At 50.1% G+C, this 25,458-nt stretch carries 26 protein-coding genes and 1 tRNA gene; 11 read left to right on the plus strand and 16 right to left on the minus strand.

The window, feature by feature from the left end; genetic code table 11:
* The first annotated feature begins 103 nt into the window (after positions 1 to 103).
* On the plus strand, positions 104 to 1,390 hold the full coding sequence (locus AC07VH_RS06955; protein WP_034785857.1) for a Glu/Leu/Phe/Val family dehydrogenase: 1,287 nt from the start codon (positions 104 to 106) through the stop codon (positions 1,388 to 1,390).
* Between the two features lie 293 nt (positions 1,391 to 1,683).
* Positions 1,684 to 2,556 carry a dTDP-4-dehydrorhamnose reductase gene (gene rfbD, locus AC07VH_RS06960; RefSeq protein WP_489629630.1) on the plus strand — a complete coding sequence of 291 codons (873 nt, stop codon included), beginning with the start codon at positions 1,684 to 1,686 and terminating at the stop codon, positions 2,554 to 2,556.
* A gap of 16 nt (positions 2,557 to 2,572) precedes the next feature.
* On the opposite strand, the gene galE is transcribed toward rfbD, so the two are convergent.
* The 3 genes from galE to AC07VH_RS06975 form a co-directional block, all read right to left on the minus strand.
* Entirely contained in the window at positions 2,573 to 3,592 is a 1,020-nt protein-coding gene (gene galE / locus AC07VH_RS06965; RefSeq protein ID WP_489629629.1) for a UDP-glucose 4-epimerase GalE, read from the minus strand.
* A gap of 150 nt (positions 3,593 to 3,742) precedes the next feature.
* Positions 3,743 to 4,423: a tRNA (guanosine(46)-N7)-methyltransferase TrmB gene (gene trmB, locus AC07VH_RS06970; RefSeq protein ID WP_494788203.1), complete on the minus strand. Its 681-nt coding sequence runs from the start codon at positions 4,421 to 4,423 to the stop codon at positions 3,743 to 3,745.
* Positions 4,424 to 4,515: 92 nt separating this feature from the next.
* A tRNA-Gly gene (locus tag AC07VH_RS06975) sits at positions 4,516 to 4,589 on the minus strand.
* A gap of 298 nt (positions 4,590 to 4,887) precedes the next feature.
* Between AC07VH_RS06975 and AC07VH_RS06980 the strand changes: the two genes are divergently transcribed.
* From AC07VH_RS06980 to AC07VH_RS07020, 9 genes are all read left to right on the plus strand, one after another.
* Positions 4,888 to 5,127 carry a hypothetical protein gene (locus AC07VH_RS06980; protein ID WP_139143361.1) on the plus strand — a complete coding sequence of 80 codons (240 nt, stop codon included), beginning with the start codon at positions 4,888 to 4,890 and terminating at the stop codon, positions 5,125 to 5,127.
* 302 nt (positions 5,128 to 5,429) lie between these two features.
* A complete protein-coding gene (locus AC07VH_RS06985) occupies positions 5,430 to 5,789 on the plus strand; it encodes a diacylglycerol kinase (RefSeq protein ID WP_494788202.1) in 360 nt (119 codons plus the stop codon).
* Between the two features lie 238 nt (positions 5,790 to 6,027).
* Positions 6,028 to 7,446, plus strand: coding sequence for a mannose-1-phosphate guanylyltransferase/mannose-6-phosphate isomerase (locus tag AC07VH_RS06990; protein ID WP_494788201.1), 1,419 nt, complete (start codon positions 6,028 to 6,030; stop codon positions 7,444 to 7,446).
* A gap of 76 nt (positions 7,447 to 7,522) precedes the next feature.
* Positions 7,523 to 8,986 (plus strand): undecaprenyl-phosphate galactose phosphotransferase WbaP, encoded by a 1,464-nt coding sequence (gene wbaP, locus AC07VH_RS06995; RefSeq protein ID WP_475417865.1) that lies wholly within the window; start codon positions 7,523 to 7,525, stop codon positions 8,984 to 8,986.
* A gap of 50 nt (positions 8,987 to 9,036) precedes the next feature.
* Positions 9,037 to 10,116 (plus strand): dTDP-glucose 4,6-dehydratase, encoded by a 1,080-nt coding sequence (rfbB, locus tag AC07VH_RS07000; protein ID WP_494788200.1) that lies wholly within the window; start codon positions 9,037 to 9,039, stop codon positions 10,114 to 10,116.
* Entirely contained in the window at positions 10,116 to 11,009 is an 894-nt protein-coding gene (gene rfbA / locus AC07VH_RS07005) for a glucose-1-phosphate thymidylyltransferase RfbA (RefSeq protein ID WP_475417863.1), read from the plus strand. The genes rfbB and rfbA overlap by 1 nt, the downstream gene beginning before the upstream one ends.
* A 24-nt stretch (positions 11,010 to 11,033) precedes the next feature.
* Positions 11,034 to 11,579 (plus strand): dTDP-4-dehydrorhamnose 3,5-epimerase, encoded by a 546-nt coding sequence (gene rfbC, locus AC07VH_RS07010; RefSeq protein WP_475417862.1) that lies wholly within the window; start codon positions 11,034 to 11,036, stop codon positions 11,577 to 11,579.
* Positions 11,580 to 11,771: 192 nt separating this feature from the next.
* On the plus strand, positions 11,772 to 12,116 hold the full coding sequence (locus AC07VH_RS07015; RefSeq protein ID WP_494803999.1) for a transposase: 345 nt from the start codon (positions 11,772 to 11,774) through the stop codon (positions 12,114 to 12,116).
* Positions 12,117 to 12,187: 71 nt separating this feature from the next.
* Positions 12,188 to 12,475, plus strand: a complete 288-nt coding sequence (locus AC07VH_RS07020) for a transposase (RefSeq protein WP_494788198.1) — start codon at positions 12,188 to 12,190, stop codon at positions 12,473 to 12,475.
* Here AC07VH_RS07020 and AC07VH_RS07025 read toward each other — a convergent pair.
* From AC07VH_RS07025 to AC07VH_RS07085, 13 genes are all read right to left on the minus strand, one after another.
* Entirely contained in the window at positions 12,407 to 13,354 is a 948-nt protein-coding gene (locus AC07VH_RS07025; protein WP_494788197.1) for a glycosyltransferase, read from the minus strand. The genes AC07VH_RS07020 and AC07VH_RS07025 overlap by 69 nt on opposite strands.
* On the minus strand, positions 13,344 to 14,405 hold the full coding sequence (locus AC07VH_RS07030; protein ID WP_494788196.1) for a glycosyltransferase: 1,062 nt from the start codon (positions 14,403 to 14,405) through the stop codon (positions 13,344 to 13,346). The genes AC07VH_RS07025 and AC07VH_RS07030 overlap by 11 nt, the downstream gene beginning before the upstream one ends.
* Positions 14,402 to 15,547 carry a hypothetical protein gene (locus AC07VH_RS07035; RefSeq protein WP_494788195.1) on the minus strand — a complete coding sequence of 382 codons (1,146 nt, stop codon included), beginning with the start codon at positions 15,545 to 15,547 and terminating at the stop codon, positions 14,402 to 14,404. The genes AC07VH_RS07030 and AC07VH_RS07035 overlap by 4 nt, the downstream gene beginning before the upstream one ends.
* An 8-nt stretch (positions 15,548 to 15,555) precedes the next feature.
* Entirely contained in the window at positions 15,556 to 16,548 is a 993-nt protein-coding gene (locus tag AC07VH_RS07040; protein ID WP_494788194.1) for a glycosyltransferase family 2 protein, read from the minus strand.
* On the minus strand, positions 16,541 to 17,173 hold the full coding sequence (locus tag AC07VH_RS07045) for an LbetaH domain-containing protein (protein ID WP_494788193.1): 633 nt from the start codon (positions 17,171 to 17,173) through the stop codon (positions 16,541 to 16,543). Before AC07VH_RS07045 ends, AC07VH_RS07040 begins: the two co-directional genes overlap by 8 nt.
* Positions 17,174 to 17,356: 183 nt before the next feature.
* Positions 17,357 to 18,322, minus strand: coding sequence for a glycosyltransferase family 2 protein (locus AC07VH_RS07050; protein ID WP_494788192.1), 966 nt, complete (start codon positions 18,320 to 18,322; stop codon positions 17,357 to 17,359).
* Positions 18,319 to 19,596, minus strand: a complete 1,278-nt coding sequence (locus AC07VH_RS07055) for a protoporphyrinogen/coproporphyrinogen oxidase (protein WP_494788191.1) — start codon at positions 19,594 to 19,596, stop codon at positions 18,319 to 18,321. Before AC07VH_RS07055 ends, AC07VH_RS07050 begins: the two co-directional genes overlap by 4 nt.
* 3 nt (positions 19,597 to 19,599) lie before the next feature.
* On the minus strand, positions 19,600 to 20,481 hold the full coding sequence (locus AC07VH_RS07060; RefSeq protein ID WP_494788190.1) for an SDR family oxidoreductase: 882 nt from the start codon (positions 20,479 to 20,481) through the stop codon (positions 19,600 to 19,602).
* Positions 20,478 to 20,912, minus strand: a complete 435-nt coding sequence (locus AC07VH_RS07065) for a dTDP-4-dehydrorhamnose 3,5-epimerase (protein ID WP_494788189.1) — start codon at positions 20,910 to 20,912, stop codon at positions 20,478 to 20,480. The genes AC07VH_RS07060 and AC07VH_RS07065 overlap by 4 nt, the downstream gene beginning before the upstream one ends.
* Positions 20,900 to 22,000, minus strand: a complete 1,101-nt coding sequence (rfbG, locus tag AC07VH_RS07070) for a CDP-glucose 4,6-dehydratase (RefSeq protein WP_494788188.1) — start codon at positions 21,998 to 22,000, stop codon at positions 20,900 to 20,902. Before rfbG ends, AC07VH_RS07065 begins: the two co-directional genes overlap by 13 nt.
* A 2-nt stretch (positions 22,001 to 22,002) precedes the next feature.
* Complete coding sequence (locus AC07VH_RS07075) at positions 22,003 to 23,247, minus strand: oligosaccharide flippase family protein (RefSeq protein WP_494788187.1); 1,245 nt, start codon at positions 23,245 to 23,247, stop codon at positions 22,003 to 22,005.
* A gap of 42 nt (positions 23,248 to 23,289) precedes the next feature.
* Positions 23,290 to 24,063, minus strand: coding sequence for a glucose-1-phosphate cytidylyltransferase (rfbF, locus tag AC07VH_RS07080; RefSeq protein WP_475418052.1), 774 nt, complete (start codon positions 24,061 to 24,063; stop codon positions 23,290 to 23,292).
* A 149-nt stretch (positions 24,064 to 24,212) separates the two neighbouring features.
* Positions 24,213 to 25,418 (minus strand): GumC family protein, encoded by a 1,206-nt coding sequence (locus tag AC07VH_RS07085; RefSeq protein WP_494788186.1) that lies wholly within the window; start codon positions 25,416 to 25,418, stop codon positions 24,213 to 24,215.
* Positions 25,419 to 25,458: the final 40 nt, after the last annotated feature.

Genomic DNA, 25,458 nt, shown 5'->3' on the forward strand with positions numbered 1-25,458 from the left:
TGGCCGGGGCATGAGGCTATCGCCTACGATGCGGTTCCGCTGCGCGCAGCTGCATCTCGGCTGTGCCTCTAACGTATTCGTATTGTCCAGGAGCTTATCAAGCATGACCAGCAAGCACGCACTTCCTTCCTACCTCAATCCTGAAGACCTGGGCCCATGGGGCGTCTACCTCGAGCAGATCGACCGCGTTACGCCTTACCTGGGCAACCTGTCGCGCTGGGTGGAAACGCTGAAGCGTCCAAAGCGCATCCTGACGGTCGACGTGCCTATCGAGCGCGATGACGGTACCATTGCCCACTACGAAGGCTACCGCGTGCAGCACAACCTGTCGCGCGGCCCAGGCAAGGGCGGCGTGCGCTTCCACCAGGACGTGACCCTGTCGGAAGTAATGGCCCTGTCGGCCTGGATGACGGTCAAGAATGCAGCGGTCAACGTGCCATACGGCGGCGCCAAGGGCGGTATCCGCGTTGATCCGAAGACCCTGTCGCGCAACGAACTGCAACGCCTGACCCGCCGCTACACGAGCGAAATCAGCATGATCATCGGACCGAACAAGGATATCCCGGCGCCGGACGTCAACACGAATGAACAAGTCATGGCGTGGATGATGGACAGCTACGCCATGATCGGCGGCAATATGTCGACCGGCGTGGTGACGGGCAAACCGATCTCGCTGGGCGGCAGCCTGGGCCGCCGCGATGCGACGGGCCGCGGCGTTTTCGTCGTCGGTTGCGATGCGGCCGCCAAGGTCGGCATGTCGCTCGAAGGCGCGAAAGTCATCGTGCAGGGTTTCGGCAACGTGGGCGGCGTCGCCGCACGCATGTTCGCTGAAGCCGGCTCGAAAGTGGTCGCGGTACAAGACCACAAGACCACCGTCGTGCATGCCGGCGGCCTGAACATTCCGCAACTGCTGGCACACGTGGCCGAAGTGGGCAGCGTCGAAGGCTTCCCGGGCGCCGAGGCATTCGTGCCGCGCGAAGATTTCTGGGGCATCGATTGCGACATCCTGATCCCGGCCGCGCTGGAACAGCAGATCACGGCTGAACGCGCACAAGTCATCCGCGCCAAGATCATCCTGGAAGGCGCCAACGGCCCGACCCTGCCGGCAGCGGACGACATCCTGACCGACCGCGGCGTGCTGATCGTACCGGACGTGCTGGCCAACGCCGGCGGCGTGACCGTCAGCTACTTCGAGTGGGCGCAGAACTTCTCGAGCTTCTTCTGGACGGAAGAAGAAATCAACAGCCGCCTGACCCGCATCATGCGCGAAGCGTTCGACGCCGTATGGCAAGTGTCGCAAGAGAAGAAAGTGTCGATGCGTACCGCCACCTTCATCCTGGCGTGCACGCGCGTGCTGCAGGCGCGCGAAGTACGCGGCCTGTATCCATAATGGCTGCCTGAGAAAATGCCTGGGGCGTTGTTGCCTGCCCCTCGCCGTACTGGCGTACTGTCTTCGGGGCGGCGCCTAGCCCCCGACATTTTTCAGGCGCCATTACTACCTTTGACGCCATTGGTTTAATGGCGCTCAAAAAAATCCCGCCACACTTGCGTGTGAGCGGGATTTTTTGTATGGGCAGCGCATGGCAACGCTGACCGGACAAGGCGCTGAAAAATCGGCGGGCGAATCACTCCATCCAGCCGCATTCAGGCATACTATTGGCACCAATATAAACAGGAATATTCATGAGCCGAATTTTAATCTCCGGAAGAACTGGCCAGGTTGGCTATGAGCTCGAACGCAGCCTGCAAGGCTTGGGAGAAATCATCGCGCTTGATCGCAGTCAAATGGATTTGAGTAATCTGCAACAGGTGCGGGACGTCATTCGCAGTGTGAAGCCTACGTTGATCGTCAACCCTGCCGCCTATACCGCAGTCGACCAGGCGGAACGCGAACCGGAACTTGCACTGCGCATCAATGGCGAAGCCCCTGGCGTCATGGCAGAGGAAGCCAAAAAGCTTGGCGCCACACTGATACATTACAGTACCGACTACGTGTTCGACGGGAGCAAGGACAGTGCCTATCTGGAAACTGATCCTACCTGTCCAGTGAATGTTTACGGCAGCAGCAAGCTGGCGGGCGAACAAGCCATTCAGGCCACGGGCGTCGCCCACCTTATCCTACGCACCAGCTGGGTATATAGCACGCATGGCAAAAACTTCCTGCTCACCATGCGCCGTCTGGCCCAGGAGCGCGACGCGCTCAATATCGTGTCAGATCAATTCGGCGCGCCGACATGGAGCCGTACCATTGCCGACACCACCGCGCACATCGTCGCACAAAGCCTGGCCACCGCCGACCAGCAAGCGTGGTGGGACGAGCATTCCGGGCTCTACCATTTGACGGCACAAGGAAAAACCACGTGGTTTGGCTTCGCAGAAGCGATCATGGCCCATGCATCGGTCACAAAAAAGCCGCAGCTGACACCCATATTGGCATCCGAGTATCCGGTCCCGGCACAGCGACCTGCCAATTCGGTATTGTCGTCGCAGAAACTGATGGAGACTTTCTGCGGCTTACCCAACTGGCATGACGCATTACTGCTGTGCCAAAACTGAATACATCGGCCATCTCTCAGGCAAGATAGCCTTGCGGATTCTGGTGCTGCCAGCACCAGTGGTCGCGGCACATGTCGTCGATGTTTTTCTGCGCTTGCCAGCCCAGCAATTGCTTCGCCTTGTCGGCCGAGGCATAGCAGCTGGCGATGTCGCCCGGGCGGCGCGGCACGATGTCGTATGGCACCTTGCGGCCGCTGGCCGCCTCGAAGGCGCGCACGGTGTCGAGCACGCTATAGCCGTGTCCTGTGCCCAGGTTGACGGTAAAGCCGCCCTCGGTGGAGAACAGGCGGTTCAACGCCGCCACATGGCCCAGCGCCAGGTCGACCACGTGGATGTAGTCGCGCACGCCCGTGCCGTCCGGCGTATCGTAGTCGTTGCCAAACACGGCCAGGCGCTCGCGGCGGCCCACTGCCACCTGGGCGATGAATGGCATCAGATTGTTCGGGATGCCGGCCGGATCTTCACCGATCAAGCCGCTGGCATGCGCGCCGACGGGATTAAAGTAGCGTAGCACGCCAACTTGCCACTGCGCATCGGCATGCACGAGATCGGCCAGTATCTGCTCGACCATCAGCTTGGAGCGGCCATACGGGTTGGTCACGGACAGGCGCGACGATTCCAGGATCGGCAAGGCTTCCGGATCGCCATACACGGTGGCCGACGAACTGAACACAAAACGCTTCACATTCGCCGCCGCCAGCACTTCCAGCAGCGCCACGGTGCCCGACACATTGTTGTCCATATACATCAACGGCTGGGCCACGGACTCGCCCACGGCTTTCAAGCCGGCGAAGTGGATCACCGCATCGATGGCGTGCTCACGCAAGACGGCGGCCATGGCCGCGCGGTCGCGCACGTCCGCTTCATAGAAGGGCACGCTTTTGCCGGAGATGCGCTCCACGCGCACCATCGCTTCGCGCGCGCTATTGCACAGATTATCCACCGCGACGACGTCAAAGCCGGCAGCCAGCAATTCGACACAGGTATGCGAACCGATGAAACCGGATGCGCCGGTCACGAGTATTTTCTTGGACATAATATCAATCAATGCAAAAAAGATAAGACTACCGTAATTCACCCACTTTGCCTAGCCAGCACACGATAAAGCGCGCATGAAAAAAGCCTGCGGCGTCGCCGCGGCAGGCTTGATCTCGTGCACACGGCACAGGTGGGCAAACCGCCAAAGTTACTTCTTGATGAACACCAGGTCCCACACGCCATGGCCCAGCTTCAAGCCACGGTTTTCAAACTTGGTCAGCGGACGATACGCCGGCTGCGGCGCATAAGCGTCGGCGCTATTGCGCAACTGCGGCTCGGCGCCCAGCACTTCCAGCATTTGCACCGCGTAATCTTCCCAATCGGTGGCGCAATGCAGATAGCCGCCCGGCGCCAGGCGGTCGGTCAATTGCTGAACAAAAGGCGACTGGATCAACCGGCGCTTGTTGTGACGCGCCTTGTGCCATGGATCAGGGAAGAACACGTGGATGCCGGCCAGGGAATTGGCTGGAATCATGTGCGTCAGCACTTCCACGGCATCATGCTGCAGCAGGCGCAGATTCGTCAGCGACTCTTCGCCGATCAGCTTCAACAGGCTGCCCACACCAGGCGTGTGCACTTCGACACCGATGAAATCCTTCTCCGGCATGGCTTTCGCGATATGCGCCGTCGTCGCGCCCATGCCGAAACCGATTTCCAGGATGACCGACGCCTTGCGCCCGAACACCTGCTCGAAGTCCATGGATTCCTTAGCGAAAGGCAACAGGAACTGCGGTCCCAAGGTCTCGAGCGCGCGCGCCTGCGCGACAGACAGCCGTCCCGCGCGGGTCACGAAGCTGCGGATGCGGTGTTCGGTCGGATCGTACATCATCGGCCGCGCCGGGCCGTTTGCTGGGGTATCAGAGGACATGGGAATGAAGAAAATAGTGGCGGCGCCGCACAAAGCCAGGCGCCAGCGGAAAATGGAGCGGGTGAAGGGAATCGAACCCTCGTCGTAAGCTTGGGAAGCTTCTGCTCTACCATTGAGCTACACCCGCGAAGCCTGCATTTTACGCGGGATGGCAAGGACTTGGCAAACTTGTGGGTTGCTTTCGAATTCATCAGGAATTCTTGCGATCTTTAACAAAAAACACATAGGATCGCATCAGCACGCCAGTGTTTTGTTGATAGAGAACAACGTCGCGGGCAGCCAGGGACGGTGATTGGTCCGGTATACGGCTAAAATAGAATAAATTATTGTTGCCATGAACTGTGTGGCACAGACTAGCAGAAGAAATGTTGCTACAATCGCGTGACAGTTTAGCATTCCCGCTGTTCAACCTAAAAGGATATCCCATGAAGAAAATTCTGATCGCTTCGGCAATCCTGTGCTTCGCTTCCGCGCAAGCCATGGCTCAATCGGCACCAGCTCCTGCTCCAGCAGCCGCTGCTCCAGCAGCTGGCGCCGCTGCCGGCACCACCGTTGCCGGCCTGAGCGTCAGCACCATGATCGCAATCGGCGCAGCAGTTGCCGTTGTGGCCGGTGCTGCCAGCTCGGATTCGACCACCGCGCACACCACCCCAACCCACCATTAATACCTGGCTGCCCAGGCAGCGACAGGTAGGCCCAGCCTGCAGCTTGATGTCGAGCCGAAAGGTGACGGCCTGGTGCCGCAATAGTTGACATAGTCAAATATATTGACTGTTGCAAAAAAAAGCCCTTTTCATTTGAAAATGGGCTTTTTTACTTTTTATCAAACATCAAAAAGATTGGCAGCAATCTTTCTGCTATGGACGAATGATGTCATATCGTATGGTCACGCCTGCGATCCTCATCTATTCATTAAGAGATCCGCTTTCATGCCATTGAAATATCCCGCAACCTCCCTTCAGTTACCATGAAGAATCAGCCCTTCTTCAAGCGCATGGGATTTGCCCTGCAGGGGATGAGCGCTGCATTCCGCATGGAGTCGAGCTTTCGCCTGCAATGCCTGGCTGCCCTGATGGTGCTTATCGTACTCTCCTGGTGCAAACCTGCCTTGATATGGTGGGCCTTGCTGTTGCTCAATTGCGGCATGGTTCTGGCTGCGGAATTGTTTAATACCGCGCTGGAACATCTGATCGATCACCTCCACCCATCCCTGCATCCCTGCATCAAGATTGCCAAGGACTGCGCAGCAGGAGCAGTGTTGCTTCTCAGCATGACGGCTGTGGGCGTGTTTGTTGCTTTTTTGCTTGAAACGTTGTGTGCCAAGTAGAAATATCTGGGCAGCAATCTACAATACAAGGCGCGCTGGAGTGCGCACCTGTCAGAGTCTATAGAGACTATACAAAATACAAAGATTTCTATAATTCATTAAAATATTGCCCCGACTGGCAATATTGACTTTTTTCTAGCACGTACGCCGCCGTATAAGAGTGCGACAAGCCGGGTAAGTTTTAATACATGACGGATTACTCTGCTCTATCCAATATTAAATTTAAATTGAAGCACAAATGACTATTTCCCTCTTACCCGTAATTCTTTGTGGTGGTTCGGGCACACGTTTATGGCCGCTGTCACGCGAGGCCTTTCCCAAGCAGTTTCTGCGCTTGTCGACGCAGGGCAGCATGCTGCAACAGACGCTGCAGCGCCTGGCCGGCATCGACACTGTGTCGCCAGCACTGCTGGTATGCAACGACTCCTCGCGTTTCATTGTCGCGGAGCAAGTGCGTGAGATCGGCCTGGAAAATAGCCGCATGTTACTTGAGCCCATGCGCCGCAATACAGCACCGGCGATCGCTTCAGCCGCCTTGCATGCGATGGAGAATGGCGAAGATCCACTCCTGCTGGTGCTGCCATCGGACCACGTCATTTTGGATACCCCGGCTTTCCATCGCGCCATCGCGCTGGCGCGTACTGCCGCAGAGGCGGGTCAGTTACTCACTTTCGGCATCACGCCAACGGGAGCGGAAACAGGGTACGGCTATATTCGCGCCGAAGGCGCCGCTGCGGGCCAGGTCCAGCGCGTACTTGAATTCGTGGAAAAACCAGCCTTGGCGCTGGCAGAACAATATATTGCCAGCGGCGATTACTTCTGGAACAGCGGCATGTTCCTGTTCCGCGCCAGCCGCTACCTGGAAGAGCTGGCACAGTTCCAGCCCGCCGTCCTGGCCGCGTGCCGCGCTGCCATCGCCGCCGCGAAAAGCGACCTCGACTTCATTCGCCTTGACAAGGATGCCTACGCCGCCAGCCCCGATATCGCCGTTGACTACGCCGTCATGGAACGCACCAGCCATGCGGCTACCATCGCCCTTGATGCCGGCTGGAATGATATCGGCTCCTGGAAAGCCGTATTCGACGTGGCGGAAAAGGATGCCAGCCAGAATAGCACCCAAGGCGACGTGCTGATCCAGGATTGCAACGATTGCCTGGTGCACAGCAGTAGCCGCCTGGTCACTGCAATCGGCATGCGCAATACCGTTATCGTGGAAACCGCCGACGCCGTGCTGGTCATGGATGCGGATCAGGCACAACAGACCAAAACCATGGTCGCACAACTGGTCGCCAGGGAGCGTCCCGAGGCCACCATGCACCGTGAAGTCTTCCGTCCATGGGGCTCCTATGATTCCATCGGCAATGGCGAACGTTTTCAGGTCAAGCGGATCACGGTCAAGCCTGGCGCCAAGCTGTCATTGCAAATGCATCACCACCGAGCCGAGCACTGGATCGTGGTCTCCGGCACGGCCCAGATCACCAATGGCGACAAGGAATATTTGCTGACCGAAAACCAGTCTACCTATATTCCCCTCGGCATCGTCCACTCCCTGGCCAACCCGGGCAAGCTACCGCTGGAACTGATTGAAATTCAATCGGGTAGCTACCTTGGGGAAGACGATATCGTCCGATTTGAAGACCGCTACGGCCGCGCTTGACCGAGCAGGACACAATCACCCTGCATGCAGCACCGCAAGAATTCACACTGAAGTTTATAAGGTTAAGCAAGTCATCATGAAACCAATCGAAGGCATCTTTGTACAAGAAGTGAAATGGTATTGCAGCAGCAGGGCAGAAAAATATTTTCTCACCTTTGCCGATGCACTGGCCATGTTCATGGCATTCTGGCTCGCTGGCAAATGGACGCTCGATGCCACCGGCTTGAACAGCTTCGGGCTGGATAGCTCGCGCCTGCTCAGTTACAGCCTGCTCTCCGTGGTCACTGTGGCGATCTTCAAGCTGAAGGGCCATCATGCCAAACGCCGTCCATACTCGAATGAAATCAAGGAAATCCTGAAAATCGCCATGGTCATGGGCCTGATTGACGCGGCCCTGGTCTTCCTCGACAAACGCGACTCCTCGCGCGAAGCGCTGCTGGCTACCTGGTTGCTGGTGCCGTGCTGTGCCTTGCTGCTGCGCGGCCTGGTCAAATACCTGTTGATGAAGGCGGGCGGCTGGATACGCCCCATGGTCATCATCGGATGGGGTGATAATGCCTTGCAAACTGCGCGTGCCTTCGATGAGGAAGCGTTGATGGGCTATCGTCTGATTGCATTCCTGATACCGGAAGGCCAAGACCGCCTGGAACATCACTATGTGAATCGCAGCAAGCAGGTTGTGCCCTGCATTTCGTTGGGTCAGAGTCCGGAACAAACACTCAAGCTGCTGGGCGATCCGCATACGGTTGTCGCGCTGGAACAGGGCGGCATTGACGCTTATCAGGGCATGATCCAGCAGGTCAGCCGTTGCGTTGCCAATATGCAAGTGGTGCCAGCCGTACGCGGCCTGCCCCTGTACGGCATGGAAGTCAACCATTTCTTTACACATGAAGTCTTGCTGCTGACCATGCGCAACAATCTGGCGCGGCCAGGTTTGCAACTGATTAAACGCTGCTTTGATCTGACGGCCTCGATCTGCGTGATGATCGTCGGCGCCCCCATCTTGCTGTGGATCGCGGCCAAGGTCATGGCATCGGGTCGTCCCATCTTCTACGGCCACAAACGCGTGGGCCAGAATGGCAAGCATTTTCTCTGCTACAAGTTCCGCACCATGGCCGTGAATGCCGACGTCTTGCTCAAGGAGCTACTGGAGCGCGATCCTGAAGCCCGTGCCGAGTGGGACCGTGACTTCAAGCTGAAAAACGACCCTCGCATCACCTCGATCGGCCACTTCCTGCGCCGGACCAGCCTTGATGAATTGCCGCAACTATGGAACGTACTGAAAGGCGAGATGAGCCTGGTCGGTCCGCGGCCGGTTGTCGATGCCGAACTGGAACGCTATGGCAACCAGATCGACTATTACCTTGAAGCCAAGCCCGGGGTCACGGGTCTATGGCAAGTCAGCGGCAGGAACGACGTCAGCTACGATACGCGTGTCTATCTCGATGCCTGGTATGTCAAGAACTGGTCTCTATTCAATGACATTGTCATCCTGCTGAAAACGGTTAAAGTCATTTTCAAGAAAGATGGCGCGTATTAACAACGCAGTCTACAAATTTAGTAATTTACAAGCAAGAAAAGGATAACAGCATGATTTTAGTGACTGGCGGCGCCGGCTTCATCGGTTCCAATTTTGTACGCGACTGGCTGGCGCTCAACGATGAGCCCGTGATCAATTTTGACAAACTGACCTATGCTGGCAATCTCAGCAATCTGGCAAGCCTGGAGCAAGACCCCCGGCATATCTTTGTACGCGGCGATATTTGCGACACCGCCCACATCTCCCGCCTGTTGGCAGAACACCAGCCACGCGCCATCGTGCATTTTGCCGCAGAGAGCCATGTCGATCGTTCGATCCATAGCCCCGGCGAATTCATTTCGACCAACGTCAATGGCACCTTCAGTCTGCTCGAAGCCGCACGCGCTTACTGGTCCGGCCTGACGGGCGAAGCCAAGGATGGCTTCCGCTTCCTGCACGTCTCGACCGATGAAGTGTATGGCACCCTGGGACCGCATGACCCGCCATTCACGGAAACAACGCCATATGCACCCAACAGCCCGTACTCCGCATCGAAAGCGGCGTCCGACCATCTGGTGCGCGCGTATTTCCATACGTATGGCATGCCGGTGCTCACCACCAACTGTTCGAACAATTACGGTTCCTTCCATTTCCCGGAAAAACTGATTCCGCTCATCATCAGCAATGCCCGCGCCGGCAAAGCCTTGCCTATCTATGGCGATGGCATGCAGGTGCGCGACTGGCTGTACGTGGGCGACCATTGCTCGGCGATCCGCCGCGTCCTGGAAGCGGGACGCCTGGGCGAGGTCTACAACGTGGGCGGCTGGAATGAAATGGCCAATCTGGACGTCGTGCATACCTTGTGCGACATCCTCGATACGCTCGATCCCAAGGCATCGGGCAGCTATCGCGAACAAATCACCTATGTGCAGGATCGCCCGGGCCACGACCGCCGCTATGCCATCGATGCGCGCAAGATCGAACGAGAACTGGGCTGGAAGCCGGCCGAAACCTTCGCTACCGGCATTCGCAAGACCGTGCAGTGGTATCTGGACAACCAGACCTGGGTACGCGACGTCCAATCGGGCGACTACCTGAAGTGGGTGGAGAAAAACTACGGGGCACGCGATACGGCACTGGAGCAGAAATAATGGGGGCCGCCATCGAACGCAAGGGCATCATCCTGGCTGGCGGTTCCGGCACGCGCCTGTACCCCGTCACCATGGCCGTGTCGAAGCAGCTGCTGCCCGTGTATGACAAACCGATGATCTACTATCCGCTGACCACCCTGATGCTGGCCGGCATACGCGACATCCTGATCATTTCTACACCACAAGATACACCGCGCTTCCAGGAATTGCTGGGCGACGGCAGCCAGTGGGGTATCCGCCTAAGCTACGCTGTGCAGCCCAGCCCGGATGGACTCGCACAGGCCTTCATCATCGGCAAGGAATTTGTCGGCGATGCACCATCGGCCCTGATTTTGGGCGACAACATCTATTACGGTCACGACTTTGAATCGCAGCTACGTGAAGCCTCGGCACGCACCAGCGGCTCGACCGTGTTTGCCTATCATGTTCACGATCCGGAACGCTATGGCGTGGTCGACTTCGATGAGCAACGGCGCGCTATCAGCATTGAAGAGAAGCCACTCAAGCCAAAATCGAACTACGCCGTCACCGGCCTGTATTTCTACGACAGCCAGGTGTGCGATATCGCTGCCGGCATCGTTCCGTCACCACGTGGCGAGCTGGAAATCACCGACGTCAACCGCACCTATCTGGAACGCGGGCAGTTGACAGTCGAGCTGATGGGCCGTGGCATGGCTTGGCTCGATACCGGCACGCATGAGTCCTTGCTGGAGGCGGGCCAGTTCATCGCCACCATCGAGAACCGTCAAGGTCTGAAAGTCGCCTGCCCTGAAGAAATCGCCTACCGTCGCGGCTATATCGACGCTGCCAAACTAGAGGCATTGGCGCAACCCTTGAAAAAGAACGCTTACGGCCAGTATCTGCTGCGCCTGCTCGAAGAAAAAATATACTAACGCCTGAACGGCTCATTTCACACCATGCAAATTCAAACCACCGCCATACCTGATGTCCTGATCATCGAACCGACCGTGTTCGGCGATGACCGCGGCTTCTTCTACGAAAGCTTCAACCAGAAGCGTTTTACCGAACTGACCGGCGTCACGCGCGACTTCGTACAGGACAATCATTCCAAATCAGCCAAAGACGTCTTGCGCGGCCTGCACTATCAAATCCAGCAACCGCAGGGCAAGCTGGTACGTGTGACCGCAGGGGAGGTGTTCGATGTGGCCGTCGACCTGCGCAAAAGCTCCGCAACCTTCGGACACTGGGTCGGCGTGACTTTATCAGCAGCCAACAAACGCCAGTTGTGGATACCGGAAGGCTTTGCGCACGGCTTTGTTGTGACCAGTGACAACGCCGAATTTCTGTACAAGACGACCGACTATTGGGCGCCAGAGTTCGAGCGCAGCATCCTGTGGAACGACCCAGCCATCGGAATCGATTGGCCACTCGATGGCGAGCCGCTATTGTCAGGCAAGGACAAAGCCGGCACCCTATTGGCCAATGCGGACGTCTTCGCCTAAGCGGTACGCAATATAGCCGCGCTATCATTACGAGAAAAAATATGAGGCGGATCCTTGGTTATAGAAAAGACCATTCAGGTTGGCTACGAGCTGGAACCTAGCTTGCAAGGATTGTGAGAAATCATTGCGCTCGACCGCAGACAGATGATTCTCACCAATCTCGATCAGTTGAGCGACGTCATTCATAGGGCGATGAGCCGAACCGACCTTACCGAAAAGCAGTGGCGCCAGCTTACGCCCCATCTGCCGTCCAATCCCCGTCATGGTCACGTGTATACCGAGCATCGACAGGTAAACAATGGCATCCTATGGCGCTTGCGAACAGGCGCCCCTTGGCAGACCTGCTATGACCGATGCGTGCGTTGGTCCAGGAGCGGCACTTGGCAGCGACTTCTCAAGGTCATGCAGGCTGCAGCCGGCGATGCCGGCCTTGTAGACTGGGATGGCGCTGCACTTGACGCCACGCACGTCAAGGCCCAGCGCAGTGCTATCGGAGCGCGAAAGACGCTTCCCCCAGCCGAAAAAAGGGGGCCGTAACTGACGAGTGGCTGGGGCATACGCGCGGGGGCATCACCAGCAAAATCCATGTATGCGTAGATGGGCACGGCTTGCCGTTGTCCGTTCTTGTTACTGCCGGTCAGTGCAGCGATGCGGCCCACGTCAGGCAGGTGCTCGATGCTATTGATGTGCTTCGTCCGGGTCGTGGTCGCCCCCGAAAAAGACCATCGAGCGTGCGCGTTGACCGCCCTTATGCTGCTCGGCATTATCGGCAACAGATCCAGGCCAGAGGCATGGTATTTTCCTCGCAACAAACAAACCAGGAATTTTTAAATCCAGGCAGCCAGTGCCGCCACAGCCAGAATACCCCTATCGACGAATCGACGGCGGCCATGTAGTAACACAGCAATACACAGTGACAAACGCCGGGTCATGGGTGCTTTCTCGATCTGGTCAGAAAACTGTTTAGCCAAAACAAGACAGGCCTTGTCACTACCTCCTGCCAGAATATAAATTCGCGATGCTGCCTGGATCTGCCTCGCATACCAGCCATTGCGTATCATGGCCAGGCGATGCCATATCGCCGACAGACCGTCTCTCGCACCCAATTCATTGTGCCCGTGTTGCCGGTACATCATGCTTGGCCTCGCATCAAAACACCATTTTTTATTCCAAGCGCGGGCAAGTACATATACCAGCCAATCATGATGATGCAGTTCTTCTACTACGACAGCATGTAAGCGGCAGAAAGCCTGTACCTCCCTGAAGAAATCCGCACGCATGACGAAAGTACAGCCCTGCCCTGCGCCTTCGAACAGATGATCTGCCGCGCGCAAGTTGGGATTTTGCCGCAATATTTTCTTTCTATCTGCACTCCAAGTCGCCAGAACAGCAGCCGAATATGCATCGGATGCACTGGCATTCAATGATGCCAATGCACATGACAGCTTATCGACGTTCCAATAGTCATCTTGGTCGGAAAGCGCAACATAATCGACATCATTAAATTCGACCTCCCTGTACAAAGTCCTGAAATTGGCACCAGATGATCCAGTGCCAATCTCTCTGCGGATAAGCGTAACTCGGTTATCGTTGGAAAAACTTTCGGTCAGTACGTTGACGGTAGCGTCGCTTGACTTATCGTCCCCAATCAAAATCTTAACATCGACACTATCCTGCTGCAAAATAGAGCTAACTTGCTTACCGATCCATGTGGCGCCATTATAAGCAGCTAATAGCACGCCAACTTTTTCGACAATTTTTTCGTTACTTTTCATACATCCTAACAAGTTCTTGCTCGAAACTCGCAATATCCGCAATAATCAATTTTTCATTGCCGCCCGGTATACCTTCTGCACCGACGGGACTAGCTAATACCGTCAATCCAGACTGTAATAATTCCAATGTTTTTAGTTTTACGCCCGCGCCCATAGACAAGGGAACGACACCTATCGATGATTTCTCAAAATAGATGCTCGGATCTTCCAAAAATCCAGTGACACAAATATGTGCGCAAGCGAGCTCCTGAATTTTTTTCCCAGGATTGGATCCGACAACATACAACTTATACATATATCCCGCGCTTCTTAATTTCTTCAGAATATTCTCGACAAAGAAAAGCACTGCGGATTCATTTTCCACGCGCCCCATGGCCCCCCAGAATAGCAGAGTATTCTTCTCTACCTTATCCGGAATGCGGTGAATGTTATACACAAAAGATGACAATGATGGAGGCACAACAGTCACCTTTGCATCGATATCCAGAAGATATTGAACAAATACCTTATCTTTCTCTGACAAAACGAAAATTTCATCCGCCGCCGCCAGCATTCTTTTTTCTGTTCTATACGCCCAGCGCAATAACAAAGATTCCAGGTTATTTTTCCTCAAAATAACCTGAAGTTGCAAATCATGGATAGAAACATGGATCTTTGCCTGGCAACCTGAGTCAATAAGATCACGTGCATATTTAAAAGTTTGAGAGAACTCAAATCGCACAACAGAAAATTGATTCCTGGAACAATAAGAAACTAGCTCCCTGGATATCTTCGACGTATAACGGGTTACAAATCGAAAATAGTCATCAAAGCCACTTGCCAGCCAACTTAGAATTACTGAAGTATTTTCAATAACAGCAACATGAATATTTTCATTACCACAAAGCTCAGACAATTCGGGAGGGACGTCGCGCTCATGAGATCGAACGATAAGAAACAAATGGACCTCATTCGTTAATCTGATATTTTTAATAATATCAAATGACAACCTATGACCAGCCTGGCTGGCATTTGCCGCAGGCATAAATGGAAGAATTACTAACTGCTTCATATCTTGCGCGTCTCGTCGTAACTCATTACATCATTAATGTTCTTGTTTAATGCCAATCCAATCAAAACACAAAATAACAAGTTCTCAAACCAAACATAAAATAAACTTGCAGTCAATATCAAGATGAAGAACCCAAAATTGCGGGCTCTAAAAGCAAAAAAAGTTATCGCAACAGAAAGTGCAATTCCAAATGCACCGTAAGCGTACGTCAATGATAAGTAAGCATTATCCGGAAAAAAAATATCGATATCCTGATTGGCCGCAATATTCAATCCAACAGGATAGCTGCCAAAAAATGACAGTTTTCTTATGGTTTCCAAAATAATAAGAACCCGCGTTCCTAGGGTCAGCGTGACGGCTTCACTGCTACGCAAAAATCCGGCGATCAAGCTAACAGCCTGAATAATCCCATCGATACCAATAGCAAGCAAAATCGCCGCAATTGCACCTATTCCAATGATATATATTTTCCTGTTCAGGCGACCAAACATCAGCGCAGCATTAATAAAGAAAATCCCGCTCAAAGTGAGGATACCCATAGCAAAAGCCTGATATGCATTTTTTTTATTTTTCGCCGGTGAAAGCAAAAATATCAAACAAGCCATGAATGCAGTGGCAGACGGGGTCAAAAACAGTCCGGGATTACGTTCATATGGCCCGACACCTTCAAAATACATACCAGCCCCCAACAATCCCAAGACCAGAGATATACTGATGGCCGCAGGTAGCGTTATATCAAATATTCCCTGCGCCATGACATACAATCTTCTGCTACTCACAGCATTCGCTGTCGCACACCAGCATAATGCAAGTATCCAGAGCGTACCTCGGAAAGAAACAGATACGGGAAATTCATTCAAGGTCCCGTAGATAACGTATGCCATAAAAAAAACGACAGCGAAAAGGCGCCACAACAGATTGCGCCGATCCAACTCTCGTGAAAAATATAAAGCAACGCCCAATGTAAATACATCTCTTATCGCCTTGATCCAAACCGGCGTGATTGAGGAATCATTCCCAGTGCGATTGCCTAAAAATGTATTTACCAAGTCAGGCAAGGCCGATATTATCCATATAATGGCCACCAGCCATCCGATTCGCTGATATATTTTCTCTTCAGGCTCGAAGTTATTGAAAAACATTATTGCCTTTAGCTTAAATGAAAATATGTCAGCTTCAAACCTCTGATCTTTGAATAAGTGTTTCGCAACAACTTGCACATAAAACGTGGGGCAAAATTTGATACCAGAATGATCCGCCACTTCTCCGAACGAGATATTTCACTCGTCAGCAAGGCAGAAATATCTGTTTTTTGTAGCAATCCGTCTGCTTTTTTTCCAATTAAAAACTTATAGCCAAGATATCCATGCGCCTGGATATGGCTTGCTCGTGCTCGCGCATAGGACTCTGTGCCAAAATCTGGTTCCAGCATCGAAAGCAAGCGCCGCCATCCTTGAAAAACACCATACGAGTCTTCTGACCATGTGAATGTCGATGCATCACCTACTCTATTTCCAACCTGCGGTTGAGCAATCACCGCTACTTGCATACCTATACTCGACAAACAAATTCCAGCAACGTGCGCATAATAAGTACCGATAAACTCACGATAACGCGTAGCCAGGAATGATTCTTTTCTTATTATACAACCACCTATAAAACCAGCCGACCATAAATTTTTCTCGAAGAAAATCTTAAAAGGTTGCAATCCCTCCTTGATTTCAATAGAACGCTCCCTGAACTGTTTCTTCTGATCTGCAGTGATATAAGAGTAATTCGTATAAACAAATGGAACTGGTGCGCAGTCCTTAATCATCGCCAATGCGGTCGGAATGCCGCTCTTACGCATCAGATCATCCTCTCCCATCAACCACACATAGTCAGCATCTGCATTTTCAATACATGCGCAAATATTTGCATCAATACCCAAGTTTTTTTTGTTATAAATAACCCGTATATTTTTTCCTGCGCTTCTATATTTATCGTAAACCCATGCATTCTCCTCGCCCAGCGAGTCATCCATTACTAAAACTTGTACATCAGCATTTCCAGATGATGAAAATATTGACTCAATACACTTATCCAAGAGTTCTGGTCGTTTGTAGGTTGGAATTGCGACACATAAAATTTTATTTTCATTCATCTATAGACCATTTCTTTTCGATCTGATTATATCGTTTCACGACCCGACCATCGTATATCGAATTATCAGGAATATTCTCACGAACCACACAATTGGCAGCCACGACCACGCCATTACCGATGGTTACTCCCGATAGAATTTTCACGCCATCACAAAGCCAGACATTATTACCGATTACAACAGGGCCACGAACAGATAAAGGTCTGCTATTTGGAGGAACGTCAGGATGGCTTCCAGTACTTCCATAAGAGCCATGCCCATGATCCGTAATCAATACATGACTACCAATCAATACGTTTTCACCAATTAACACTGAATATGCCGAACCTATATGCAAATATTCAGATGCGGTAAAATTATCTCCTATTTTTATTTTTGGAGAATTCTCTGCTCCATCTAAAACGTTTCCAACGGACTCTATCCACGCACCTTTTCCGCACTGAAAATTTCTGCCAAAAAAGATGTCCTTTCTATTGATAATTTTTGGTGCACCTTGGAAGTATATATCTGGAACTTGCAATAATTTTCTTATCCAATACACTCTGATATAATTTCGGAGCAAGGAAAAAAAAATGTATACTCCCCAAATCCCGTTGTTATCTATTGCTTTAAAAATTCTCTTCATTTATAACTTTCCCACGCAAGTCTGGCTTCGCATACAAAATTAATGTTCCGACAGAGTAAATCACCAGCAAAAATCCACAACGCATAATCATTGTTAATGACATACCTGCCGAAAGCCGCTCTCACACGGAATGGAAATTTCAGCACGAATAATGCGTATTTCTCCAGCAGAGTCCAGTAGAAACTACAGCACTCCACCTATGATCTTTGCATGAATTTTTGTAAAAATACGAAGTGACTTATGCAATGGAAAAAGTGCCCAGCCAGGAAACCTGATATAAGCCCGGAAAATAACTCTATATAATGGAGCGTTAAAATATTTCTCCATGCTCTGCTCTGGATTTTCCGAGAGAAAATAAAATCCCTTGGTTCCGGTTTTTAACTTGTATGTGATTGGTAAAATTAAAGCCAAGAACATTCGAATTTTCATCAATGCAACTAGTTTTTTATTTTTTGAGAATGAAGAAGAGAGTAAAACGTCAAATACTGACTGTGACCAAACCTTATAGAAAAGGTAATTTCCCGTATTGTCAGCATTTGCAAAAATCTCCTTACCATTGCTAATAAAGCATTTTTCAGAGCGCCACAATGCCTCGAGAAATATTTTATAATACGCCATGAAACCGCCCAGATAAACCCGTGCATCTTCAATTTGCTCTTTGATCAAATCGGCACGAATAACCTGAGAAGTCATAAACGTCGTGAAAATATTGACTCGCGTCAAAAGCTCGACATTAGAAAGTTTCAGTGCACCACGCTGCACATGATCTATTTGCTCGCCCTCTGTTTTCAGATAAAGGAAATCAAATTTCAGCTCTTCTATGCAATTAATAATATAAGCGATGGTATCACCGCGGATCTCATCATCATCACCGGGGAGCCAGATATATTCGCCCTCAGCTTTGCTAAATAAGTGCAAAAAATTGGCGTCAGGACCAATATTTTTATCATTACGGCTATAATCGACGAAGTTGGCATATTTTCCAGCAATGCTGACAGTCTCGTCCTCCGAACAGTTATCTGAAACAATCACTTCAACTTTTTGATACAAATCAAATTGCTTCAATTGTTTCTCTATATTGGTCAACAAAGCATCCAGATATCCCTGCCTGTTAAATGTTGGGATGCAAATACTCAATAATTTCTTCATTCATTACCCTGCAAATAATTATATCCACTCAGGAAACTCTGGTTGCTCCAAAGATAATCCCATTCACCAAAACGCCCGCAGCTTGAAACATCCAATGAGATTACCCAATCCAACACCATCCTCCTGTTTTCTTCCATATTCAAGTCGAATATAACATTTCCATATGGTAAGAACTTGTGATCCATGAATATGATATCGTCATCTTCGGCAATACCCATTTTTCTCAATGCATAACGCGTATTCTCGATCAAATCTTTTTCGTTAAATTTTGATTCATTACCACGACTATATATTTCAAACTGCAAGGAGCTAGTTCCTTTTGGAACATTTTCAGGGGATTTTACTGATGGAGAATAAGCCCTACTGGCTAAAATGTCCTCATCATAAATATAGAACCACAGATCCTTGACCAAATTCTTGTTAAACCCAACTGATATCAAATCGATCGATGTCGCCTTTAATTCTGCAGCAGCACCAACCACTTCTGCCGGTGCAGTTCGAATCAATTTCACCAATACCGGAATAGGTAATGTACTGACCAGATGGCGGTATCTTATCTGCACTCCATTTTCAAAAGTGACTATCTTCTTCTCCGCGTCAATTTCAATAGCCTTGTGTTCAAGACGGATATCGGCTGCGTCGATCAACGGTTGTATAAATGCCTTATAACCACCCACTTTAGGGTAGCGCATTTCTTTCGTGTAATATGTATTTGGTGTTTCTGCAGACAATGCACCGAACAATATCTCATCAATTTCAGCGCGCCGCATACGATTGCCAATCCAGGTGGTGGACAGAGACGCAGCAGGAGTTCCCCAATATTTCTGCGTATAGCAAATTGGGTAGCGCTCAGCTAATCCATTTCCATATTGATGACGTAGCCAGGTTTCATAATCGGTACCAGTTAATGTGGCGGGGCGATCAAGAAATGATTTAATGAGACTAACCTTGTCCTCGGCCGGCAAGGGAAATAAGTTATTCTGGACAGGATGCTTCAACCAAATTTTCTGATCAAAGCAATAAGAATCTGCAGGATGAGTAAGGTATGCAGTCTGATCAAAAATTTTTCGAACTTTTTCTTCGCTGGCAAAACTCAAATGTACAGCATTATCAAAACGAAAACCCTGAATGGAAAAATTATCGAGCAAACCGCCAGTCGTCCGGCGAGCCTCAAATATCGTTGCATTCAAACCGCACTCACTTGCTTTTAATGCAGCCCCCAGGCCAGCTATGCCTGCGCCAAGGATGACAGTATCGATCATTTCAATTGTCATTTTTCAGTTCTCAGCAATTCTTAACAGATGGTTGTGAATATATGACTCCAAACTATCTTGCCAAAACGGCATCGCGATCAATCCCAGCGACGTCATCTTCCAGTTTTCAGCCATTTCGTTATTGGATACCTGTGCTTTTCGATTGAATGATACGGCACTGGACGGAAGAACTTCGATAGTGATAGAGGCCAATTCAATAATCTTGCTGACATATTCATAACGCGAAGCGTTACCGGCGTTGACGCAATTAAAAATACCCGTCAGTCCGGTGGTGGCCAACAACAATATTCTGCGGGCAATATCCTCACTAAAGCAGGGAACACCTCGCTGTTCAGTATTCGACTCGATATAACCGCGTCCAAGTAAAGCCGCACGCGCTTCATCGATACGCCGCGCGACAAAATTCTTCGGATTGGCGGCGCTTCCACCAAACAGCCATCCGGTCCGCACAACCAAATTATGCACATTGCTGCTCATGACTATCTGCTCGGCCAGGTATTTGCTCCGATGGTGATGCGTCGTTGGAACTGCGATATCATATTCACGATAAGGACGCGTTTCTGCCGTGCCGTACAGTCCTGTACTGGAGATGTAGATCAAACGAACTCCTGCCTTTACGGCAGCAATAGCCATTGCCTCGGTTAACAAGAAGTTATCTCGGTAACACTCGTCCGGCGCTTCCTCACATTGCTCCACATTGGTATTGGCGGCAGCATGAATGACAAAGTCGTAACCCGACATCATTTCTGCCAGTACATCAGCAATTCCAGCGCCTGCAGCCAGCTCAGGGCGTCGCAGCGGATCACAGCTAAAGCCTGCTGTTTGCGCAACTGCCATGAGTGCGCTGCCTAATAAACCACCCGAGCCAGAGAGCAATATTCTCATCCGTTACTTTCCAATGGGTAGGTTTCAATCGGCACATTTATCGCTTCCGCAGGGTCATGGGGGATGCTGGCCAGGTTGCAGACCAGATTCAGGCTAGCGCCAACACCGGAAAAAGCCATCCAGAAGCCAGGTGGTACAGTTAACCGAGCGTAGTTGTTAGCCCCCAGTTCGTACTGCGTCGTACTGCCTGTTTTTTCATCATGCAAATAAAAACACACACTCCCGACCGGCACGACCAGATTCATGTACATTTTTGTATGCTGCTTCCATCCCTTGATGGCCCCGCAATGTACGGTCGTGAAGTACGCTTCGCCAAAGCCGGCAAAGCCGGCATCGCTGGCTTTCATCGCATGATAAACGTCACCATTGGGATGGGCGATTTGACGAAGGGGCGTAAGCAGTGGCGTCGTTGCAAGAGTTACTGAGTCCATACCAAGCTCCGTCCGACAGCCTGCTCCTCATACTCAGCAATTTGAGCCATGGTCAATGCATACATGTCAGCAGATTCTTTGTAATATTGATAATACCAATCACTGACTAAGCGAACACAATCGACATACGCCAGATTTGCTTCCCAGCGTAAATGGAACAGTGCTTTGTCACAATTGAGTTTAAGCAATCCAGCTTCATGGAACGGGATGTTGCCAGTCACGTTATATGCCTGCTCAGTCTCGATAAAATGCCAGTGCTTGCTCAAGTCGCCAAGCAGTTCAAGAACGGTTCTATTCTGTTCGGAACGAGGCCCGAAGTTGAAGGACTCTCCGGCCAATTCCGGATTGGCGTACAGCGCGGCTCCCAGGGTCAGGTAGCCGCTGAGAGGTTCCAGCACATGCTGCCACGGACGCGTTGCAGCTGGGCTACGGATTTCCACTGCACGGCCTTCTGACCAGTTACGCATACAATCTACGACGATCCGGTCCTTGGCCCAGTCACCGCCGCCAATCACGTTGCCAGCACGCCCTGTTGCCAATCGAACCTTACAATTTGCACCCCTGAAGAAGGAATAATAATAGGAGTGGATGATGACCTCAGCAGCACCTTTCGAGCCGCTATAGATATCCCGCCCTCCCAAATGATCTGTTTCCTTATATCCCCAAACCCATTCGACATTCTCATAGCACTTGTCTGAGGTAATCATCACCACCACACAGGCAGGATTCAATATGCGCAGCGCTTCAAGTACATTGGCAGTACCTATTACATTTGTGGTGATGGTATCAATCGGTTCACTGTACGAGACCGAGACAATAGGCTGCGCCGCCAGATGAAAAATAAAATCCGGTTTAAATTCTTCGATCACGGTTTTCACTGCGCTTAAATCGCGTATATCACCAAAGTTATGTTCGATTTTTCCAGCCAAACCCGTTTCTTCAAAGATGGACGGCTGAGTAGGAATGCAGTCGGAAAAACCAGAAACATGCGCTCCCATTTTAAGCAGCCACATTGTCAGCCAGGTACCCTTAAAACCAGTGTGTCCCGTGACCAATACTTTCTTACCGCTATATATATTTCCAAACATGTTTAATCCATAATAATGGGTTTTTTTCTACGCTGAAGAATAAAGATCATCAGCGATATTGCAAAAACTATAATCCATTCGATAATTACCCAGGAAACAGCCATACCTTTTTCCTGATATTTCTTGACAAAAATATATGCCATAACTATATTAATTATCGCCGCGCAGGCAATAATGATATTGAATATCTTCTCATGGCGATCAACCAATAAATACTGAAATCCCAAAACGTTACTGAGAGCGATTGCTGGAACAACCAGAGACAATATTTTTAACACATCCGTTACTTGGGCCGCCATGCTCGGAAACATGTAGGTAACGATGATCGGACCAAAGCCAAGCGTGAGAACCATTCCAAGCAGACCAATAAGAAAAAAACCTCCCAAAACTTGCAAGCGAAAGTTTTTTACTTTTTCGGGAAATTTCAATTTCAACGAATTTATCCGTGGAAAAATCGCATTTGAAAACTGGCCCAAGAATCCAATGCCGGCCCGCATCAATCTTTCGGCAGACGCATAAGCTCCAACTTGAACTGGACTGCAGTAAAATCCAAGCAAAACAACGTTGAAGGAAGTATATAAACTGACGGCACCTTGAAAAATAAAAAGATGAAATCCATTCCCCAAATGAGTAAGACCCCCCTTCAAATGAAAAATGTCAGAAATTCTCACTTTACATTCGCTATACATCCGATAGCTTAAGACAACAGTACTACTAAAACGCGCTATCAAAACGATAATAGCGAGTCGATAGAAATCTTCCGGCCCATGTATCAAAAAATATACCGAAGCCAGCGTTAATGCTCCAATGATAATTTCGGCAACACCTACAATTTTTAAGGTCTCGCGTCCCTGAAAATAATATATAGGCGTCAATGCCGTCAGGATGCCAAGCAGCCAAGCGGTGATTGCCCAATACATGTTGCCGTCAAAAACAGGAACGATAAAAACCGTAGTGAGCAGAACCGGAAGTGTAGCGAGAACCAGCAAAAACTTCGCACTCTGCGTACCTGCAATTACAGATAATATTTCCGTTTGGCTATTCGAACTCGCAATTTCCCTGGTTGCCGATATATTAAATCCATATTCCACAAATATCGACAACCAGGCTGCGAAAGAAATAGCGTACATATACACACCAAAATCTTCCGCCATAATTCTGCGGGTTAAAATCGGTATTACCATCAGCGGCAAAATAAGTCGGATCGCATACACCAGACCCAATATAATTATATTTTTAGCAAGCAAAATTGACTTTTAAAATTATTCCGCAAAATATCCATTATCACTCTACTTGGATGTTTTCCAAGGAGCATTGCCAGTTTGCCACATTTCTTCCAGATGAATCTTATCGCGCAATGTATCCATCGGTTGCCAGAAACCATGGTGAAAAAATGCGTCCAGCTGTCCATCTTTAGCCAAATTTTCCATCGGAGACTTTTCCCAGGTTGTTGAATCATCATCTATATAATCAATGACCTTAGGAGACAACACGAAATATCCACCGTTAATCCAGGCGCCATCCCCTTGGGGCTTCTCCTGAAAACTGTTGATCTTCTGCCCCTCCAGGTTCAGCGCTCCGAAACGCCCTGGAGGCTGGGTTGCAGTCAACGTTGCCAGTTTTCCATGCGCCTTGTGAAATGTGATCAATTCACCAATATTGACATCGCTAACGCCATCGCCATAAGTAAAGCAAAACATTTCCTCGTCGGCAATATACGGACGCACTCTTTTCAATCGGCCGCCCGTCATCGTTTCATCACCTGTATCAACCAAGGTCACTTTCCATGGTTCAGTATTGCGAGTATGGACTTCCATTTGATTATTCTGCATATCGAATGTCACGTCCGACATATGCAGGAAATAATTCGCAAAATACTCTTTAATGACATAACCCTTGTAGCCACAACAGATAACGAAATCATTCACGCCATGTGCCGAGTAGCTTTTCATGATATGCCACAAAATTGGCTTCCCACCAATCTCGACCATGGGTTTTGGCTTCGTAGAGGTCTCTTCACTAATTCGAGTACCCAGTCCACCAGCAAGTATGACAGCTTTCATTTTTTTATTCCAAGCAAAAGACTATGTGTTAATCTGGGCAGAGATCAGGCAATTTAATTAAAAATTATAAATTTCCGCCCAAAAATACGCAACTAAATTGATTTATGCATAAGTAGATCATCGAAAAAAGATCAAACCTCACGCAATACTCAAGACCTTTTCTGTTTCCACGCACTAGAAAACTCATACCATGCGGAAGTACCGCTGTTTCCAGTCGACGTGAATATATCCTTTATGATGGCAAAGATAATACCGAACAGAAGACCAATAAAAATGGCTATTAATATCGTTAATGCCCGCTTCGGCTTTGCCTTCTGTTCAGCTGGCATCGCCTTATCCAACTGTTGGATCAGGGAAGAATCTTTAGCTTCCTCAATTTTAGCCAACTCAAATTGCTTTGCCAACAATTCGAATATTGCCTCATTATATTTAACATCACGTAGTGCACGGATATATTCGACACCGACCGCTGGAATCTTACCAGTAGGCACAAGAGGATTCCCGTCACCCGTCATCTTTCCATTTTGAATTTTTGACAACTGCGCACTCAAGCCATTTAATTCCTGCTGCAGGCGCATCAACTCTGGATTGTTAGGTGTCGCAAAACTACGCATAGCCGTCAATTGCACTTCTTTAGCGGCAATCTGAGCCTGCAGATGCGCTGTGCTAGCGATCAGTTCTTTGACCTGTCCTTCAAGCTGAAGCATACCCGTTTTTTCCTGTGTGCTACGCATGGCAATTTCAGATAAGGCCAACTGTTCCTTAGCATCCTTTAATTGTGCCTCAAAGAAAACACGACGTTTGGCAGCTTCCGTCACCGCCAATTTCTGGTTCAATCGACTCAATTCAGAAACATAAGCATTGGCGATATCTGCCGCTACTTGTGGATCAGTATCTTCAAATATAATTGTAATTAATCCCTCTTTTCCACTTTGAATCGTACTAAGCCGCTTCAATTTTTCCCGTGTTTTATCGGAGGTTTCTTCTTTGTAACGCTCCTGCAGCTTGAATTTCTCAATCAACCGATCCGCGACCGTCCGGCTTTGCAACATACCAACGTACAAGTCATTGGGGTTCTTTATTCCGCCAATATTCGCCGCAGCTGCAAGCCCACCCAGCTGACCAAGCATAGCAGCCATGCCTGAATTTTGTTGCTGAGGTGGCATAATAACTGCTGTCGAGATGAAAACTGGCTTCATCAAAATGACCGTAACCAACGCTATCACTCCGAAAAACAGAGGAAAACCAAGCACTATCCGTTTTTGTCTGGCAATCGCGACAAGCAAATCTACAAAGCGAATTTCATCACCGCTTTTTTTATTTTCAGTTACATCTTTTGTGTTCTCAGACATCATTCACTTTCAAGTATAGAACGCAGTTTCACCTGCCAAGTCT

It is taken from the genome of Janthinobacterium sp. GW821-FHT03C10, assembly GCF_059420865.1.

Coding starts and splice junctions, on each gene's coding strand:
- AC07VH_RS06955 (WP_034785857.1), top strand. CDS start 104: ATGACCAGCAAGCACGCACTTCCTTCCTACCTCAATCCTGAAGACCTG.
- rfbD (WP_489629630.1), top strand. CDS start 1,684: ATGAGCCGAATTTTAATCTCCGGAAGAACTGGCCAGGTTGGCTATGAG.
- galE (WP_489629629.1), bottom strand. CDS start 3,592: ATGTCCAAGAAAATACTCGTGACCGGCGCATCCGGTTTCATCGGTTCG.
- trmB (WP_494788203.1), bottom strand. CDS start 4,423: ATGATGTACGATCCGACCGAACACCGCATCCGCAGCTTCGTGACCCGC.
- AC07VH_RS06980 (WP_139143361.1), top strand. CDS start 4,888: ATGAAGAAAATTCTGATCGCTTCGGCAATCCTGTGCTTCGCTTCCGCG.
- AC07VH_RS06985 (WP_494788202.1), top strand. CDS start 5,430: ATGAAGAATCAGCCCTTCTTCAAGCGCATGGGATTTGCCCTGCAGGGG.
- AC07VH_RS06990 (WP_494788201.1), top strand. CDS start 6,028: ATGACTATTTCCCTCTTACCCGTAATTCTTTGTGGTGGTTCGGGCACA.
- wbaP (WP_475417865.1), top strand. CDS start 7,523: ATGAAACCAATCGAAGGCATCTTTGTACAAGAAGTGAAATGGTATTGC.
- rfbB (WP_494788200.1), top strand. CDS start 9,037: ATGATTTTAGTGACTGGCGGCGCCGGCTTCATCGGTTCCAATTTTGTA.
- rfbA (WP_475417863.1), top strand. CDS start 10,116: ATGGGGGCCGCCATCGAACGCAAGGGCATCATCCTGGCTGGCGGTTCC.
- rfbC (WP_475417862.1), top strand. CDS start 11,034: ATGCAAATTCAAACCACCGCCATACCTGATGTCCTGATCATCGAACCG.
- AC07VH_RS07015 (WP_494803999.1), top strand. CDS start 11,772: ATGAGCCGAACCGACCTTACCGAAAAGCAGTGGCGCCAGCTTACGCCC.
- AC07VH_RS07025 (WP_494788197.1), bottom strand. CDS start 13,354: ATGAAAAGTAACGAAAAAATTGTCGAAAAAGTTGGCGTGCTATTAGCT.
- AC07VH_RS07030 (WP_494788196.1), bottom strand. CDS start 14,405: ATGAAGCAGTTAGTAATTCTTCCATTTATGCCTGCGGCAAATGCCAGC.
- AC07VH_RS07035 (WP_494788195.1), bottom strand. CDS start 15,547: ATGTTTTTCAATAACTTCGAGCCTGAAGAGAAAATATATCAGCGAATC.
- AC07VH_RS07040 (WP_494788194.1), bottom strand. CDS start 16,548: ATGAATGAAAATAAAATTTTATGTGTCGCAATTCCAACCTACAAACGA.
- AC07VH_RS07045 (WP_494788193.1), bottom strand. CDS start 17,173: ATGAAGAGAATTTTTAAAGCAATAGATAACAACGGGATTTGGGGAGTA.
- AC07VH_RS07050 (WP_494788192.1), bottom strand. CDS start 18,322: ATGAAGAAATTATTGAGTATTTGCATCCCAACATTTAACAGGCAGGGA.
- AC07VH_RS07055 (WP_494788191.1), bottom strand. CDS start 19,596: ATGACAATTGAAATGATCGATACTGTCATCCTTGGCGCAGGCATAGCT.
- AC07VH_RS07060 (WP_494788190.1), bottom strand. CDS start 20,481: ATGAGAATATTGCTCTCTGGCTCGGGTGGTTTATTAGGCAGCGCACTC.
- AC07VH_RS07065 (WP_494788189.1), bottom strand. CDS start 20,912: ATGGACTCAGTAACTCTTGCAACGACGCCACTGCTTACGCCCCTTCGT.
- rfbG (WP_494788188.1), bottom strand. CDS start 22,000: ATGTTTGGAAATATATATAGCGGTAAGAAAGTATTGGTCACGGGACAC.
- rfbF (WP_475418052.1), bottom strand. CDS start 24,063: ATGAAAGCTGTCATACTTGCTGGTGGACTGGGTACTCGAATTAGTGAA.
- AC07VH_RS07085 (WP_494788186.1), bottom strand. CDS start 25,418: ATGATGTCTGAGAACACAAAAGATGTAACTGAAAATAAAAAAAGCGGT.